The 17776-nt window shown below is 38.6% G+C and carries 10 protein-coding genes; 7 read left to right on the top strand and 3 right to left on the bottom strand.

The features are described from left to right. Window positions 1–71 precede the first annotated feature (71 nt). The 3 genes from B9Y87_RS12675 (at window position 72) to B9Y87_RS12665 (ending at window position 8448) form a co-directional block, all read left to right on the top strand. Entirely contained in the window at window positions 72–3200 is a 3129-nt protein-coding gene (locus tag B9Y87_RS12675; RefSeq protein ID WP_085499374.1) for a SusC/RagA family TonB-linked outer membrane protein, read from the top strand. A gap of 45 nt (window positions 3201–3245) precedes the next feature. Continuing rightward, window positions 3246–4691 (top strand): RagB/SusD family nutrient uptake outer membrane protein, encoded by a 1446-nt coding sequence (locus B9Y87_RS12670; RefSeq protein ID WP_085499373.1) that lies wholly within the window; start codon window positions 3246–3248, stop codon window positions 4689–4691. A gap of 349 nt (window positions 4692–5040) precedes the next feature. Further along, window positions 5041–8448: a VCBS repeat-containing protein gene (locus B9Y87_RS12665; RefSeq protein WP_085499372.1), complete on the top strand. Its 3408-nt coding sequence runs from the start codon at window positions 5041–5043 to the stop codon at window positions 8446–8448. A 45-nt stretch (window positions 8449–8493) separates the two neighbouring features. Here B9Y87_RS12665 and B9Y87_RS12660 read toward each other — a convergent pair whose 3' ends face one another. Next, a complete protein-coding gene (locus tag B9Y87_RS12660) occupies window positions 8494–9342 on the bottom strand; it encodes an AraC family transcriptional regulator (protein WP_085499371.1) in 849 nt (282 codons plus the stop codon). Between the two features lie 306 nt (window positions 9343–9648). Here B9Y87_RS12660 and B9Y87_RS12655 point away from each other — a divergent pair, with 306 nt between their 5' ends. The 3 genes from B9Y87_RS12655 to B9Y87_RS12645 all read left to right on the top strand — a co-directional run bounded on the left by B9Y87_RS12655 (window position 9649) and on the right by B9Y87_RS12645 (window position 13885). Continuing rightward, a complete protein-coding gene (locus tag B9Y87_RS12655) occupies window positions 9649–10575 on the top strand; it encodes a dihydrodipicolinate synthase family protein (RefSeq protein WP_085499370.1) in 927 nt (308 codons plus the stop codon). Window positions 10576–10727: 152 nt separating this feature from the next. Further along, window positions 10728–12113: a PHP domain-containing protein gene (locus B9Y87_RS12650; RefSeq protein WP_217807515.1), complete on the top strand. Its 1386-nt coding sequence runs from the start codon at window positions 10728–10730 to the stop codon at window positions 12111–12113. Continuing rightward, on the top strand, window positions 12110–13885 hold the full coding sequence (locus B9Y87_RS12645) for a TIM-barrel domain-containing protein (protein ID WP_217807514.1): 1776 nt from the start codon (window positions 12110–12112) through the stop codon (window positions 13883–13885). The genes B9Y87_RS12650 and B9Y87_RS12645 overlap by 4 nt, the downstream gene beginning before the upstream one ends. 42 nt (window positions 13886–13927) lie before the next feature. Here B9Y87_RS12645 and B9Y87_RS12640 read toward each other — a convergent pair whose 3' ends face one another. Both B9Y87_RS12640 and B9Y87_RS12635 read right to left on the bottom strand, forming a co-directional pair. Then, window positions 13928–14803 carry a glycerophosphodiester phosphodiesterase family protein gene (locus B9Y87_RS12640; protein WP_085499368.1) on the bottom strand — a complete coding sequence of 292 codons (876 nt, stop codon included), beginning with the start codon at window positions 14801–14803 and terminating at the stop codon, window positions 13928–13930. Between the two features lie 226 nt (window positions 14804–15029). Next, the gene (locus tag B9Y87_RS12635) at window positions 15030–16274 is read right to left on the bottom strand and encodes a type IX secretion system plug protein (protein ID WP_085499367.1); all 1245 of its coding nucleotides are present in this window, start codon (window positions 16272–16274) and stop codon (window positions 15030–15032) included. Between the two features lie 149 nt (window positions 16275–16423). On the opposite strand from B9Y87_RS12635, the gene B9Y87_RS12630 reads away from it, so the two are divergent. Then, a complete protein-coding gene (locus tag B9Y87_RS12630) occupies window positions 16424–17776 on the top strand; it encodes a Na(+)-translocating NADH-quinone reductase subunit A (RefSeq protein ID WP_085499366.1) in 1353 nt (450 codons plus the stop codon).

The following is a 17776-nucleotide window of genomic DNA, read 5'->3' as shown; positions in this document are numbered from 1 at the left end:
TTTAATAATGTGCTTAAACGTTTTACTACATTAGTATACTTTTACAATTTAACCAACTAATCAAACTGTAGATGAAAAAACAAGAACACTTGGTATTTTCCTTCTATTTGCAAAAATGGAGGGATTTATGTTTTTTGCCAAAATTTGAAATTAAGCACACTTTGTTGCTTTACACCCTTCTTTTTGGTTTGGGTGTCTACGAAGGACGGGCCAATGTATCGATTATTATTGAAGCTATTGGGCAAGATCCCGTAACGGTGAGGGGAAATATCACCGATTCCCAAGGTATGCCCCTTTCAGGAGCCTCCGTACAGGAAAAAAATACGAGTAATGGCGCTGTTGCCGATTTTGATGGTAATTACACCATAGAAGTAAGTTCAAGTAATGCCATATTAGTGTTTTCCTATTTAGGAATGCAGACCATGGAAAGAACGGTTGGGCAGAATACCTCAATTAATGTACAACTGGAAGAGGACGCCAATTTCCTGGATGAGGTAGTCGTTGTTGGTTATGGTACAACAGCAAAAAAGGATGTTACCGGTGCCATTTCCTCTATTAAAGGAGACGACTTCAAGAATTTGCCAATATCTGGAATAGATAAGGCCCTTCAAGGAAGAATGGCTGGAGTCCAGGTAGTGCCCAATGGAGGAGCACCAGGAGGCTCGGTCGCCATTAGAATTCGCGGAACGGGTACGGTAAACAACTCGGAACCTTTATATGTAGTCGATGGAATACCAACAGCTAATATTGATGGTGTAAATCCGAACGATATTGAATCCATCCAAGTTTTAAAGGATGCTTCAGCCTCAGCTATTTATGGTACCAGGGCTGCCAACGGGGTGGTTATTGTTACAACCAGAAAAGGTAAATCCGGGAAGTTGAATATGAGCGTTGATGCTTACACTGGTTTCTCCAATGTGGGCAAAACTTTGGATGTTTTGGATGCACCTACCTTGGCTGAAATAAAGAGGGAGCGTTATGCCAATGATGGTATTCCAGTAAACCCTATTTGGCAAGATGCACAGTATCAGACACAACTTACCAACTGGCAGGATGCCCTTTTTGTAACAGGTAAGACGCAAAATGTGGATCTTAACCTAAGTGGAGGAAATGACTATTCTACTTATCTTTTTGGTTTAGGGTATTACAATGAAGAAGGAATCATAGAGAAATCTGCGGCAGACAGGGTAAGCTTAAGAATCAATTCGGATCACAAGATTAAGGAATGGTTGAAAATTGGGCAGACCATGTCTTTATCTTCAAGGACCAGTAATGGTTTTAATACCACTTCCGCCCAAAACGGATTAATTTGGAGTGCCATTCGTTTCCACCCTGGACTTCCTATCAAAGACAGTGATGGTAATTATAGTTCCAATCAAATTAGTGGCGAATTTGGCGACATTAACAATCCACTTTTCGAGGTAGATATTCAAGATGCTGATAGAAGGGATACCAGGCTTTTGGCAAACATAACTCCGGAAATAAGCATTACGCCAGATTTGAAGTTCAAGGCCAATTTTGGCGTTGATTACACTATTTTAGATCAAAGGAGTTTTAGACCACAGGTATTGAATCAAATTAGGACTACCAATGAAAACAGTGCCAATCGTAGTTACGATGAGCAGTTTTCGTTTTTGATGGAATACTTCCTTACTTATGACAAAATATTTGGGGACCATAGAATTGGTGTTGTGGGGGGGTACACTCAACAGTCTTTTGATTATCAAGGATTTAGTGCAAGTGCCAAGAATTTACCTGACGAAGATCCTAGCCAACGTCTACTTGGTACTGGGGAATTGAATAATATGGGTGAATACAAGGCACACGATGGATTGGAATCTATCTTCGGAAGGGTAAATTATTCCTTTATGGATAAATATCTGTTGACCGCAACTGTAAGGTCGGATGAATCCTCAAAATTTGCCGAAGGAAATAGAACTGGTGTTTTTCCTGCCTTTTCTTTAGGTTGGAGGGTTTCTGAAGAGTCTTTTTTTGATGTGCCCTTTATGGATAATTTAAAAGTAACCGGTGGTTGGGGAGAATTGGGAAACCAGAACATAGACAGATTACAATATCTGGCAAGAATAAGCAGGGGACAAAGATACTCCTTAGGTTTGGATGGAAGTGTTGATGTAGTCGGTGCCAATCAATCCAGTTTTGCCAATACCGATATTTCTTGGGAAACGGTGAGAATGACCAACTTTGGTGTAGATATGGGTTTCTTGGACAACAGATTAACATCAAACTTTAATTACTTTATAAAGGATACCGACGATATGTTACTTAGGCCACCAGTTATTGGATCCCAAGGAAGCAACCCATCGCCATACCTAAACATTGGTAAAGTAAGGAACAAAGGTTTGGAAGTGGAATTGAATTGGCAAGATACTAAAGGAGACTTTGGTTATAGTTTAGGGGCCAATGCTTCCTTTGTGAAAAATGAAGTAGTGAAATTGGTCAGTGGTACTTTTTTGGGTTCTAGTTTTTATGGAAGACCCAACCAAGAGATTAGCCGTACTTATGAAGGCCACCCTATTGGTACCTTTTACGGATGGCGAACAGATGGTCTTTTTCAGACCCAAGCAGATATCGATGCCCATGCTGAGCAACCAGGAGCCGTACCGGGCGATGTTCGGTTTATCGACATAAACAACGATAATGTAATTGATGATAAGGACAGAGAGATTATAGGAAGTCCCCATCCAAAAATGACTTATGGTATAAATGCCAGCGCAAATTATAAAGGTTTTGATCTAACCATGTTCTTCTTGGGTGTTGCCGGGGTGGATATTTATAACGCAGACAGAATGCAAGGGTTAGATGCCAGTTATCCTTTCAATCTCTACTCGGATATTACCGGTCGTTGGACGGGACCAGGTACGAGCAATGAGATTCCAAGAGTCTCCACCCTGCGTACCAACTTAAATCATAGAACATCTGATTTGTTTATTGAAAAAGGAGATTTTTTAAGGTTGAAAAATCTTACTGTTGGCTATACTATTCCGTCGGACTTAACCGATAAAATTGGATTGTCGCGGTTAAGGTTCTATGTTACCGGACAGAATGTCTTTACCATAACTGGATATTCAGGTTTTGATCCGGAATTGGGATTAACCGATGGAAACCTGCAGCAGAATGTAGATTTTGCCCAGTTTCCACAGGCAAGAACGTATTTGTTGGGTGCTAATATTGGTTTTTAATATATAGGTATAGATTCAATTTAATAAATAGAAAACTTAAAAATCATGATAAACATTATAAAAAACAGATACCTACTTCCCATAGCGTGCTTATCGTTTTTGGTTGGTAGCTGTGATAAGAATATTCTGGACACTACTGCATATGGCGAATCTACTTCGGCCACTTTCTGGCGTAATGGGGATGATGCAGTAGCGGCCGCCAACGCCATGTATACCCTTCTTAGGGAAGAGGATTCCTATGGGCACAATGAAAATGTTTTCGACAATTGTGCCGATGATATTTTTAGGGCAGGAGACCACGGTTATGAAGAAGCTATGGAGAATTTTACCATGGATGCCAGTAACTATGGTGTAAGGGCAGGCTGGAAAAACAAATACGAAATGATCAATAGGGCCAATGCAGTTTTGATTAATGTTCCGGGAATTGAGGATATGGACGAAACCTTAAAGAATAGGGTTTTGGGTGAAGCACATTTTATTAGGGCATTTGGGTATTGGAGATTTTCAGTGATTTATGGTGGGGTACCTTTGATACTGGAGGACAATATCATAGAAAGTAATTTCAACGTCCCAAAAGCCACTCTGGCAGAAGTACAGGCGCAGATTGAATCCGATCTAATTGCTGCCGTAAGTTTGTTGCCTGCAACCCATAACAGTGAAAATCTAGGTAGACCCAATAAGGGATCAGCCAATGGATTATTGGCTAAGCTTTATCTTTATCAGGAAGACTTTGATGGAACTATCGCTGCTGGTACGGAGGTCATAAATGGTCCATATCCTTTGGCCGATAACTTCAGGGATAATTTTACCCCGGCAACAGAGAATAATCCCGAGATGCTTTTTGCTGCACAGGGCTCAGATTGGGTAGATAATCCTCAATATTTTGTAACTCCAAGACCATGGGGTGGTTGGGATTTTCATAACCCCGTACAAAATGTGGTGGATGAATTTGAAGATGGTGATCCACGTTTGGAATATTCTATCTATAAACCAGGCGATATGGTGCAAAGAGGACCAGAGTTAACAGAATTTACTGCAGACTTGACCCAAACTGGATTTAGTTTGAACAAGTTCACCACCTTTAATGACGATGGAAGTTTAAGTAATCAGGCCAATGTACCTATCCTAAGATCGGCGGATGTCTATTTATTGGTGGCTGAAGCAAAGATCCGGAAAAATGGTCTAGGCGCAGGGGATGATGAAATTAATGCTGTTCGAGATCGGGTTGGATTACCTTTTGTCTCCAATGCCGGAATGCCGGAATTAATCCATGAACGGCGTGTGGAATTGCTCGGTGAGAACCAACGTCATCAAGATCTTATGAGATGGGATAAGGCCGGGATTGTAGATATAGTGGAGATTTATGGGGAAGATAGAGGACAATTTGATCCCGTAAGAGTCTTTGTTAGGCCTAAAAATTACTATTTTCCAATACCACAAAACGAAATTGATCTTAGTAATGGGGTATTGATTCAAAATCCTGGTTATTAAACACCAGAAGTAACACTTTTGGCATTTAGTTGTTTCTGGTGTATATATAAATAATGTTATACCTGAACGGATTAATTGAAATTAAACCTGTACTGACAGATTTTCTTAAAAGGGGTTTGACCTTCTAAAGATTATCTGTTAGTACTTTTTAATAAGGAAAGGTTGCATAAAGAGGAAACAGGGGGGGCATATCATTTGTTGGATTTTTTTGATGATTTCGATTCTTGGACATTCTTCTTAACCTTAGGTTTAATTTAAGTAAATTGTAATTTTTTAGCGGTTGAAGTTTAGGTTTGCCAAATGGTCATTTCTGAGGTAAAAACGCATTTGAAGATAATTATTGTATATAATGAAGAAGACTAGTGTCATTTTAGGTTTGAGCTTTTTGTTCCTTAGTTGCGGGGAAAATAAAGGAAAACAGGAAGCTATAAATGAAGGCCAAGAAGATACCGAAGCTCTTTTTACCTTAATGAGTCCCAATGAAACCAAATTAAATTTTATAAATGTTATTAATGAAAGCCCTACCGTAAATGGGGTACTTTATGAATATCTTTATAATGGTGGTGGAGTGGCCGTAGGGGATTTAAACAATGATGAACTTCCCGATATTTATTTTGTTTCCAATCTTTACTCCAACAAACTTTTTATAAATAAAGGTAATCTTACTTTTGAGGAAACTACCTTGGTATCGAAAGTGAAGGGTGTAAACGGTTTTCCTACCGGAGTTACCATGGTAGATATAAATGCGGATGGACTTTTGGATATTTATGTCTGTAAATCAGGAGACTACACAGAATTGGATCAAAGACGGAACGAGCTTTATGTGAATAAGGGAAATAATAAGGATGGCATTCCTATGTTTGAAGAAGAAGCTCAAAAATATGGCCTAGATCTTCCACATTATTCAACCCAGGCCGCTTTTTTGGATTATGATAAGGACGGGGATTTGGACATGTTTCTAATCAATCATGGCATTGAACCTGCAGATGTTGAACCCAATATTAGCGCTCTAGTAAATAAAAAGTCGGACTACAGTAGTGAACGATTGTTTAGAAATGACAATGGTAAATATATAGATGTATCCGAGGGCAGCGGTATTATAAATAATTCCATAGGTTTTGGTTTGGGAATTGCCATTGGGGATCTAAACAATGACCAATGGCCCGATATATTGGTGGGTCATGATTATTCGGAAAAAGACCATCTATATCTAAACCAAAAAGATGGCACTTTTAAGGAGGTAATCCTGCAAGCCACCAACCATATTTCGAATTTTTCCATGGGTAATGATATTGGGGATATAAACAATGATGGTTTGCTCGATTTTATTTCAGTGGATATGGTGTCCAATAATAATTATGACCTTAAGACCAGTATGAGCGGTATGAGCATAAAGCGGTTTCAAGATATTGTGGACCTGGGACTGCACCATCAGTATATGTTCAATACTTTACAGTTAAATAATGGGAATTTTATAGAAAATGATATTCCCGCATTTTCAGAAATAGGCAAATATTCCGGGATATCCAACACCAACTGGAGTTGGGCACCCCTTTTTTTTGATATGGATAACGATGGTTGGCAAGATGTTTTTGTGTCCAATGGAATATTGCGGTCGTTTAGAAACAACGATTTTGTGATTTATAAGCGCAAAAGAGTAGATCAGTTATACAAGGATCTTGAAATTTATAAGAATAGGGATTCCCTGATTAAGACCTACTACGAGGATGTTTTGGACAGAATGCCCGAAAAGAAGGAGGTAAATCTACTTTTTCGTAACAATAAGGATTTTACTTTTTCCTTGATGAACGAAGCGTGGCAATTAAATACTCCCAGCTGCACTAATGGCGCAGCTTATGTAGATTTGGACAACGATGGTGATATGGACATCATCGGGAATAATATTAATGATGCTGCTTTTGTATATAGGAATAATGCCCGAGAGTTGGCATCCAAAAACAATTATCTTAAGATAAAATTATTAGGACCAGAAAGGAATACATTTGGAATAGGTGCTCGTATAACGGTTGAAAGCAATGAAGATAAGCAGATCAAAGAGCAGTATTTGTCAAGGGGGTTTCAATCGTCGGTAAGTGAAATTTTACATTTTGGAATAGGGGCAGCTGATCATGTAAAGCATTTGAAGATTGTTTGGCCCGATGGGAAGTCTCAATCGATGAATGGGGTAACGGCAAATCAGCAAATTACATTGTCCTATAAGGATGCGGTTATTTCCGATAATCCAATAGACGAAATTCAGCAATCCATTTTTAAGGATGTTACAGAAGTTGTTCGGACCAATTATAAGCATGCGGAGAATAAATTTGACGATTTTGAAAGGGAAAGTCTTTTGCCACATAAACTCTCCGAATATGGCCCTTCCTTAGCCATTGGTGATGTTAACAATGATACTTTGGATGATTTTTATGTGGGCGGAGCCAAAGGCCAACAAGGAGCATTGTTCTTGCAGCAGCAGGATGGTACTTTTATATCTGTACTGGAATCACTTTGGGAAAAGGATAGGAATCATGAGGATGTTTCCTCTGTGTTCTTTGATGCAGACGGGGACGGGGACCTGGATTTATATATAGTATCAGGAGGTAATGAAGAAATGGAACAAGATGAATATTATCGCGATCGCTTATACGAAAATTTAGGTAATGGGCAATTTGTCAAAAAGGAGAATGCCCTGCCCAATGATCTTGTAAGTGGTTCTTGTGTTAAAATCGCGGATTTTGACAATGACGGGGATTTTGACCTATTTATTGGTGGTAAATTGATTCCTGGCAAATATCCTCTACCTGCCAGTAGTTATCTCTTGAGAAATGAGAGCAGTGACGGAAATTTAAAATTTGTCAATATAACTGAGGAATTAGCTCCATTTATGAATCAATTGGGGATGGTTTCGGATGCGGAATGGTTGGATCTGGACAATGACAAGAATCTAGACCTAATAATTGTTGGGGAATGGACACCCATAATGATTATTAAAAATACAGGTGGCAAGTTTGTGGATGTTACCAGCAGGTCTGGTTTGGAAAATACTACCGGCTGGTGGTTTAGTGTTGCTTCGGCCGATTTTGACCACGATGGCGATAGGGATTTTATTGTTGGAAATTTGGGATTAAACTATAAATATAAGGCCTCTCCAGAAGGACCTTTTGAGGTTTATGCCAGTGATTTTGATAAGAATGGCAGTTTGGATATTGTACTTAGTTATCAAGAAAAGGGTGTTGCTTATCCGTTGAGGGGAAGGGAATGTACCTCTAATCAAATGCCATTTATTAAAGAAAAATTTCCCAGTTACCATGATTTTGGAATGGCAGACCTGGCTACCGTTTATGGAGAAGAGGAATTAAAGAAATCCACTCATTATAAGGCAACGACGTTTGAAACGACCTATGTTGAGAATTTGGGCAACTTTCAATTTAAAACCCATCAGATTGAGGGGGTGGCACAGTTTTCCTCTGTTAACAGTATTCTGATCGAGGACTTTGATAAGGACGGCAATTTGGATGCACTTTTATCTGGCAATTTGTATCAATCAGAAGTAGAAACTCCGAGAAACGATGCTGGTTATGGTGTTTTTCTCAAAGGTAATGGCAAGGGGCGGTTTGTAACTCTTTATCCCAATGAAAGCGGTTTGTTGGTAAGGGGAGATGTGAAAAATGCCGGAATATTAAAATCTAAAAGTGGAATAGGCCAGCGTATTGTTTTTGCAAAAAATGGGGAGGAGTTACAATTCCTTGGGTATTAATGGTGAGAAATTAATAGTAAAGTTATTTTTGGTGTACAAGAGGAATCACCTAAACGTCTTTCGGTAATCCGAGGGGGTCTTGCCCATAATATGCTTAAAATAATGGTTAAAATTGGCCAGATTGTTGTAGCCACTTTCAAAACATATCTGCGTTATCTGCTTATCGGTTTCCGCTAGTAATTTGGCCGCTATGCCTACCCTTACACTTTTTACATATTCCATAAAGGTTAGGTCTGTCTTCTTTTTAAAATACCTACAAAAGGAACTGGGCGCCATATTCAAAACGGCTGCCGCTTCTTCCAATTTAACCCCTTCCTGTATGTTTTGAAAAACATATTCGTAGACCTTATTAATTTTATCCAAATTCTTGGAGAAAACGGCCGAACTGTTGTTGGGATTGGATAGGTTTTCCCGTTCATCTACCTGCAAAAGAAAATTAAATATCTTAAGCATTTCTATGTAGTACTCCAGACCTTCCAATTGGGTCATTTTCTCGAGACTTTGTCTAATATGACTGTCGTTATTAAGTTTAAACCGAAGCCCGGTATTCGATTGTTTTAAAAGGTCTACCACTTGTTCCAGCTCGGGCATCTTAAAAAAGTCCGAGTTGATGATATCTTCAGAAAAATGGGTAACAATGCAAAAAGGGTCATTGCCTTTTTCAAAATCCAAGGCTTCCCAGCAGTGAGGCAAATTAGGCCCAAGCAGGACCAGATCACCTTTTTCAAATCCAGAAATGTTGTCGCCGACGATTCTTCTCCCAGATCCCGAAGTGATAAAGTTTAATTCAAAATTCCTATGGGAATGTATTCTGGCATTTGATGCCAAAGGTAATTTTCGCGATATAAACGAATGCTTATTAGGGACAAAAATTTTTTCAAAAATAAATTCCATAGCTTGGTATATTGACAATATAGGACTAATATAATTAAATTATTCAGAATTAAGGTTAAAATATAATGCAATTAAAACAATATTGTAGTGGCAGGAGGTTTTAAATTGAGTTTATTTTGTTAGAGTAGCAATTCAAGTTTTATATAATTAGTATCAGTAGGTCCGATTGTGGAATTATCGGTTTTGTTGATTCAATATAAATTCATAAACAACCTAAAAATACCAACCCTTATGAAATCAATAATTACAACGTTTTGTTTATCGCTAGGTATTGTCATTTATTAGTGCTAATCCTTTAAATATACAATGATGAAATTGGTTATAAAAGGAATAATACCACCTATGATAACCCCTTTGCTAGAGAACAAACAGCTAGACCTTGTGGGTTTAAAAAATTTATTGCACCATTTGATAAATGGCGGAGTCCATGGCATTTTTATTTTAGGGACTACAGGGGAAGGCCCTAGTCTTAGTTATGCTGTAAGGAAACAGCTCATTACCGAAACCTGTAAAATAGTAAATAAAAAAGTTCCGGTTTTGGTAGGGATTACCGATACCTCTATAGATGGAACCATGGAAATAGCAAACCATGCCAAAAAAGTTGGAGCTGACGCTTTGGTGGTGGCACCTCCCTATTATTTTCCCATTGCCCAGGAAGAAATGGGGGATTATCTGGAAAGTTTGGTGCCTATGCTTCCCTTGCCATTTATGATGTACAATATGCCCAGTTGTACAAAGCTTCATTTGTCCATAGATGTGGTTAGAAGGGCTAAGGAATTGGGTGCCATCGGCATCAAGGATAGTTCGGGAGACCTTACTTATCTCTATAGTTTGATAGAAGAGTTTAAGAGCGATCCTTCTTTTTCCATAATTGCAGGGACCGAGTTGTTTTTACCGGAGACCATTTTAAACGGTGGCCATGGTTCGGTTGCCGGGGGAGCCAATTTTTTTCCAAGGTTGTTTGTAGATCTATACGAGGCGGCAATGGATCAAAATTTGGAGAAAATAAAAATATTGCGTGAAAAGGTGATTATGGTTCACCGGACAATTTATGAGGTAGGGGAGTATTCCTCAAGGCATATAAAGGGTACCAAAGCGGCTTTGATGGCCATGGGTATTTGTCAAGATCATAATGCGGAACCATTGGACCGTTTCACGGAAGAACAGCGAAATAGGATTAAAACGTATATAGCCCAATTTAATTACAAAAATGAGTATAATACAGTTCAATAAAACGAGGACTTGGGAGCTGTTGTTATGCTTGCTTGGATAACGGTTTAAAACCTTTGTGTTTAATGGGGTTTATCTGGCAGTTCAAGAATAATGGATAATTTAAAATGTTAAAAAAGTCTCTTGTTGCAATTCCGATTTTAGTTATCGCTTTTTTGGCACTTTTTTATCATTTTGATATCCATATTATTGATGCCCTTACCCTCAAGACCGTTCCCGAATACACTATCCATATCCCAATCTTAAGAATAGTCTTTGAACCAATCCTGGGATTGTTGCTATATTTAAACCGTGCCATTTATCCGCTACAGGAATTGCCGATTACCTTGTTATGGATATTGGTATTTTATATAAGTCTAAGTCTAATCAAGATTTTTAAAGTTGCTGCAGTTCCTTGCAGAAGGCAAACAGTATTGCGGTTTTTGGGTAACCTGCCTTTGCTGATCGGTATTTGTTTTTCAGTTTTTATAGTTATTCTTTTCATTCGCCTGCCTAATAATACCATTGTAAACAATACTTCGGATGAGATACTGCTAACCAGTCACGCCCATACCGAATTTAGTCATGATGGGTTGATATCCCAAGAAAAAATGTGGGAATGGCATAAAAGAAATGGGTTCGATGCCTTTTTTATAACGGATCATGCCAATCACAAAAAAACATTGGAATTTGCAACCCAACAAAGAAATAAGCAATTTTCAATAGAACCTTTGATCATGGTGGGACAAGAGCACTCAGGTTCCAATCATATGAGCTTATTGGGGCTGAACGGTAAATTTGAAACCAAGGACAAATCCGATTCCCTAATTGTGGAATTGGTGCAGGAACACGGCGGGGCGGTTATTGTGAATCACTGGTTTGACGGGAAGGGAAAGGATAAGGAATTTTATAGGGACCTAGGGGTTGATGGTTTTGAAATAGAAAATGTGGGCAAGGAACTTTATTATGACCGCGCCATTTTTAAGGATCTTAAAAGGTTCTGTGAGGAAAACAAGCTCCTCATGATAGGGGGACTTGATTTTCATGGTTACGGTAGGGCCTGCGGTATATGGAATTCCTTCCAAATTCCAAATTGGCATAAAATGGATCCTCATAAAAAAGAAAAATCTATTTTGGAAATAATAAGAAATAGGGATCAAAGTAAAGTAAAGGTACTTATGTACCAAGACCGACCTTTTTATTCTGGAGAAAATTTGTTGTTTCAGCCCTTTATTACTTTGTTGAATTATTTTAGGACCCTTAATTTTTGGCAAGTTCTATCCTGGGCTTTCTGGTTGGTTTTGTACCAATTGCTTTGGAATTACAGAAGGGAACATTTTATTCCGATGCATAAGAGAATGGCCATGACGGGAATGTTAAGTGCCTTGTTTTTGGTTGTCTTGGGTCTGTATTATATGGTTAGGGGCAATGAGGTAAAAGGCTATAGCAAGGTGTTTACAGAATATAGTTCCTTGCTTCTTACTATAGGTTCTATTTTTATGGTCTATTCACTTGTGGCCATCTATTTTAGATTCTTTAGAAAAGTTAAAAATGTTAATTGAAAAGTAAAGCTCTAAAAATTGGTATTTGGGTTTTGGCGACTATAACAGTCGTTGCATATTTTTATTGGATTTTCCCTGTATGGGGAATGCCCTTCAATAGTCAGCGACATGGAAATCCGCCTTTAACCCCTCCTTGGGCATTGGAATGTTGGCTTTGGGAGGATGATGTCAACACTTCAGATTATGTAGACGAATTATTGGCAGGGTATGAGGAAAATGACATTCCCGTTAGAACCATTATTTTGGATAGCCCTTGGTCCTTGCGTTATAATGATTTTGAAATTGATACGAGCCTGTATAAGAAGCCGGCACAGTGGTTTAAGAAGCTACAGGACAGTAATTATAGGGTGGTTCTGTGGATGACCTCTATGGTGAATAGTTTTAGTAAGGATGCCAACATTAAGGAATCCAAAGATTGGTATCAACAGGCAATGGATAATGGTTTCTTGGTTAAATCCCGCCACCCCAATAAATGGTGGAAAGGTGAAGGTGGTTTTATAGATTATACGAATGATAAAGCCATGGATTGGTGGCGTGGGTTGCAGCAAAATGTTTTTGATCTTGGTGTAGATGGATGGAAGCTGGATGGTACCGCAACCCTTTTTTGGAATCAATTGGGACCCATACCAATATTTTATAAGCGTACGTCCAATGGGATTATGACCACTAGAACCTATATGGACCATTATTATAGGGATGAGTACGCGCATGGGCTTACCCAAAATCCTGAGTTTGTTACGCTTTCCAGATCTATAGACCGTGGCTTTCATCCTGAAGGCTTTGCGCCCATTGATGCTTCCCCGGTAAACTGGGTAGGCGATCAGAAGCACGAATGGGTTACCAATGAAATGCTTATGGAAAATGGGGGTAACAACGTGGACATCGCTTTGGATGGAATCCAAGGTTTTGAATCGGCCATAGAGAGTGTCCTGAAAAGTGCCGACTTGGGATATAATATAGTAGGATCTGATGTAGCCGGATTCTCGGGGAAAACCATTCCTGCTCGACTTTATATCCGTTGGGCGCAATTTTCTGCTTTTTGCGGTCTCTTCATGAATGGCGGCCATGGAGAAAGGCGCCTTTGGAAAAGAACAGAAGAGGAGCTTCAGGTAATACGGAAGTTTTCCTGGTTGCATACGGAATTGGTGCCCTATATGTACCACTATGTGGTAACGGCCCATAACGGAGGAAAAAGATTGCAGACTCCTCTAAAAAAAGGCAAATATCACTATATGTTCGGCAATGATTTCTTGGTGGCCCCAATATATATGGATTCCAAAACTAGGACCGTTACCTTGCCCAAAGGTCAATGGAGGTATTTTTTTGATGATCATAAACTCATTGAAGGAAAGGTTGAAATTAATCGGGATTTTCCAATGGACGAATATCCAGTCTATATCAAGGAAGGGGCTATTGTTCCAATGGATATTAAACGATCCTATACCGGATTGGGAAATAGGGATTCTGAAGGCTTTACAACCGTTTTAATATATCCCAAAGATGAACATAGTTTTATTTATCATCATACGGATACCGTGGGTATAACTACCATTTCTTATGAAACAACAGCAGGTATTTTGAAGCTATCCCTGGAAGGAACAAAATTCGCCCATCTGTTAAGGATTCATTCCAGCAAAATCCCGAAATCGGTTTCCCTGGATGGGAAACTATTGGAAAGGGAGGTGTTTTGGAATTATGATGCCCAACACCATAAACTTTTAATCAAAAAGGATAGCGGTTATGGGAAGGGGGTATATGAAATAAAGTATTGATCCTCCTACCTTGATAGTTTTCCTTCCCGAATATCATAAATCTTATCGGTGCAGGTTTCTTAATCTAAGATAACTTAATAATTCTTCGGGTAAATCGGTTTGAATTACGTTCACGTACTTTCGGGACAAGAGGGCATCAAAACCTGAATTTTTAGCTTCGGTTTCCATCCTATCATACTTTCCCAAAGCATTGATCCATACCCTATATCCAGATTTTATAAGTCGGCGCATGGTTCCATTTCTATAATAGCTATCATCAATATGTATTATGGAAATATCCTCCAATTTCCTTATGTTCCTAATATCCTTCCTGGAATATGCCCTGGGCATTATTTTGATATCCTTGTTCAAATTTTGGTATTGCGCGGTTTCGGGATAATCATAAAGGAAAAATAATATCTGGTCTTCCATTCCGTATGTTTCTATCAACTTAAAAGTTTGTCTTACGGCGGCCTCTCCTTCCAGCTTAAAATCCACATCCAATAGCATCTTGCCTTTGGTTAATTGTAGTACCTCTTCAAAAGTAGGTATCTGCTCATTTGTAATGTCATTTCCCAACTTAAGTCTAAACTCCTTGAGTTCTGCAAGGGTAAAATCATCTACTTTCCCTGCCCCATTAGTAGTTCTGTCAATAGTTTTATCGTGCATTATTACCAATTGGCCGTCCTTACTTTTTCTGATATCAATTTCCACGATATCCACTCCTATGCGAATACTTTCTGCTATGGCGGCCAAAGAGTTCTCGGGGTAGTTGGGATTGGTGGCTCTATGGGCCGCTACAAGGATCTGTTCCGGGTTATTGTGGTAATCGTCAAGAATACTGTCTAGTTTGGTTTCTTGAGCCAAGGAGCTTAGGCTTAAGAAAATTAGAAGGATAAAAATGGTTTTGGTCCAAATTGGATAAAAGCTACTATTCATATTTAATTATGGGTTAGGGATTAGGTTGGGATTCCCATTATTATTATGGCGCAATATAATAAGACTTTTTGTTTACACGTTTAAGCTAGTGCTAATATCTGCTTTGGAGCTTCTTTTTTTTGATGAATTAATTTGTGGTTGATGTCCTGTTGGCGGACCAGTCCCTCATAATTCCTTAAAACAATTGCGTGTATGGCACTATTGAATGCGCCCGTTTAAACAATAGCTAATTGGTAATGGAACGGGAATTGGCAGAGCCCACTCCAATAATACTGTCATACATATCGCCAAAATTGCGATAATAGACCAGGATGAGGTAGTTGTTTTCCGTAAAATGAAAATTTCCCGAAATGGTGTTCATGTCAATTTCACCTTCATTGTTTTTCATTACATATTTGTAGTTGTAAAATCCTTGTTTCATTTTTATGACCGCCTCCATATTGCCGGTAACTTCATTATAAGTCATTTTATTCTCTTCATCGAGGGCGTAATTATTGTATTTTCCAAATACATATACATCGTTAAGGCCAATTTTTTCAGTATATGGTAGGGTAAAATGTATATAACTATATTCTGCCTCCCTGGAGCTGTCCTCTCCCTGCAAGGTTCTGACCACAAAATCACCGTTAACGTCAGGGTAATATGTATAGGGGCGGTCGTACCTAAAATAATCCACAAACAAAAAATGGTTGTAAAGATCTGTAAGTTCTATTCGGCTAATGGATGAACTTGGTGCCCTAAGGTCTTTGGTGTCAAAATTAAAATATTCATTTCCGCCATAAAAACTGGTTTCCTTATCATATTTATATACCAATTCCGATCCGAGTATAAACTGAGGACTTATATTGGTAATGGTGGTGGGCCACAGATGGTTTTGTATTATGGCCACTTTTACCTCCTTGTTGGGGTTTACTAATTTTACCTGATTGGCATTAATGGTAAATTGCACCACTTGTTTTTCGTTTAGATAGTTAAAATCCCTGGAACGTTTTACCACTCCGCCTACGGTTACCTTATCTTCATATACTATGAATCTTCTGGAAAATTGAAGCTCGTTATAACTGTTGTAAACTTCCAATATGTAATTGCCGCTAACTTTTAGTCGGGTATTATCATTGGGTATCGTAAGCTTGTAGTTGGAATAGGGTTGTAGTGTGGAGTAGCTGTTGGCATAATCTACAATACGCTCATTGTCCATTCCGTTTAGATATTGGGATTTTAAAAGTGAAGATGGGGTCCAGTCATAATCACAATGTACTATTTTATAATAATAGTCCTGTTCATTGGCCAGAAGGTCATCAAATTCCAGATAAATTGGGTTGCCCAAGCTTACGACCGGAAATTGGTCATCGGTGTCACCTTTAAATATAATGGTTTTGATATTTGATGGAGGGTTTATTTCAATCTGCACCTGGGCAAAAGCAAAATGGCAGGAAATGAACAGTATAAGCGCAAAAAAATTCAATCTCATTTGGTAATATTTTCACGTAAAGGTAAGCAAAAAGCAAGCCTAAATAGTTTAGCGTGGTTTAATCTCTAAATTTATAAGTAATAATTATGAAAACTTTTTATTAAGTATTAAATTTGCTCGAAATTTTGATAACCTAAGGTCTACTAAATATGTCTAAAGACATCCGAATTAAAAAAGGCTTGAACATTAATCTTATTGGTGATGCGGAAAAGACTACTTCCAAAGCTGTTTTAAGTAATGTTTATGCGATTAATCTTCAGGATTTTCACGGAATTACACCTAAATTAATAGTTAAGCAAGGCGCTGAAGTAAAGGCGGGAGAGCCACTTTTTTTCAATAAAAATGTGGAAGACATGCTTTTTGTTTCCCCGGTAAGCGGAGAACTGATCGAGGTAGTGAGAGGTGCAAGAAGAAGAATTTTAACTTTGAAAATATTGGCAGACAAAAGCCAAGAATTTGTATCGTATGCACCATTATCTCCTAAAAGCGCCAAAGCCGAGGAGGTTAAGGCCATGCTTTTAAAATCTGGGTGTTGGCCTTTCATTAAGCAAAGACCTTATGATATTATTGCAAACCCAAGTGTAACACCTAAGTCCATATTTATATCTGCTTATGTTACCAGTCCTATGGCGGCCGACTTGGATTATGCATTAAAGGGAAAGGAAAATGAAATTCAGGCTGCAATTACTGCCCTAGGGAAATTAACCCCTGGTAAGGTACATGTTTCTATAGGTAAAGGTGGACAGTCTATTTTTTCCAAGATGGAAGGTGCGGAAATACATAAGGTTTCCGGTCCCCATCCTGCTGGATTGGTAGGTACCCAGATCAATAAGATAGACCCGATAAATAAGGGCGAAGTAGTTTGGACAATTGCTGCGCAAGACCTTGTTATAATAGGGGAGCTCCTGCTTACCGGCAGGTATAACCCAGAAAGGGTTGTTGCCTTGGTAGGTTCCAGTGTTAAGACCCCAAAATATTACACCACCAAAATAGGTTCTGAAATAGCTACCTTTCTTTATGCCAGTGGCGTGAATACGGAAAATTTCAGGGTGATAAACGGGGATGTACTTACGGGTTCCAAAACGAAGCCGGACGGATATTTGGGGTATTATAACAATACCGTAAGTGTTATTCCTGAAGGTGATGATTATGAATTTTTTGGCTGGAACAAGCCTGTTTTCAATAAAATATCTTCAACTAGGGCCTTGACCTTCTCATGGTTGCAGCCCAATAAGAAATATGATTTGGATACCAATACCAATGGTGAACATAGGGCTTTTGTGGTAACTGGATTGTATGAAGAGGTTTTTCCAATGGATATTTATCCTTTACAACTTTTAAAAGCTTGTATGGTAAAGGATTTGGATGAAATGGAGCAGTTGGGTCTTTACGAAGTTGCTCCCGAAGATTTTTCACTTACAGAATTTATTTGCATCTCTAAACAACCACATCAGCAGATCATCAGGGAAGGGTTGGATTTATTATATAAAGAAATAGGATAA

This window comes from Arenibacter troitsensis (assembly GCF_900177645.1).
In the GTDB taxonomy this organism is placed as follows: Bacteria; Bacteroidota; Bacteroidia; order Flavobacteriales; family Flavobacteriaceae; genus Arenibacter; species Arenibacter troitsensis.
Note: the sequence above shows the minus strand (reverse complement) of the source record. Positions and strands in the feature narration are given on the sequence as shown.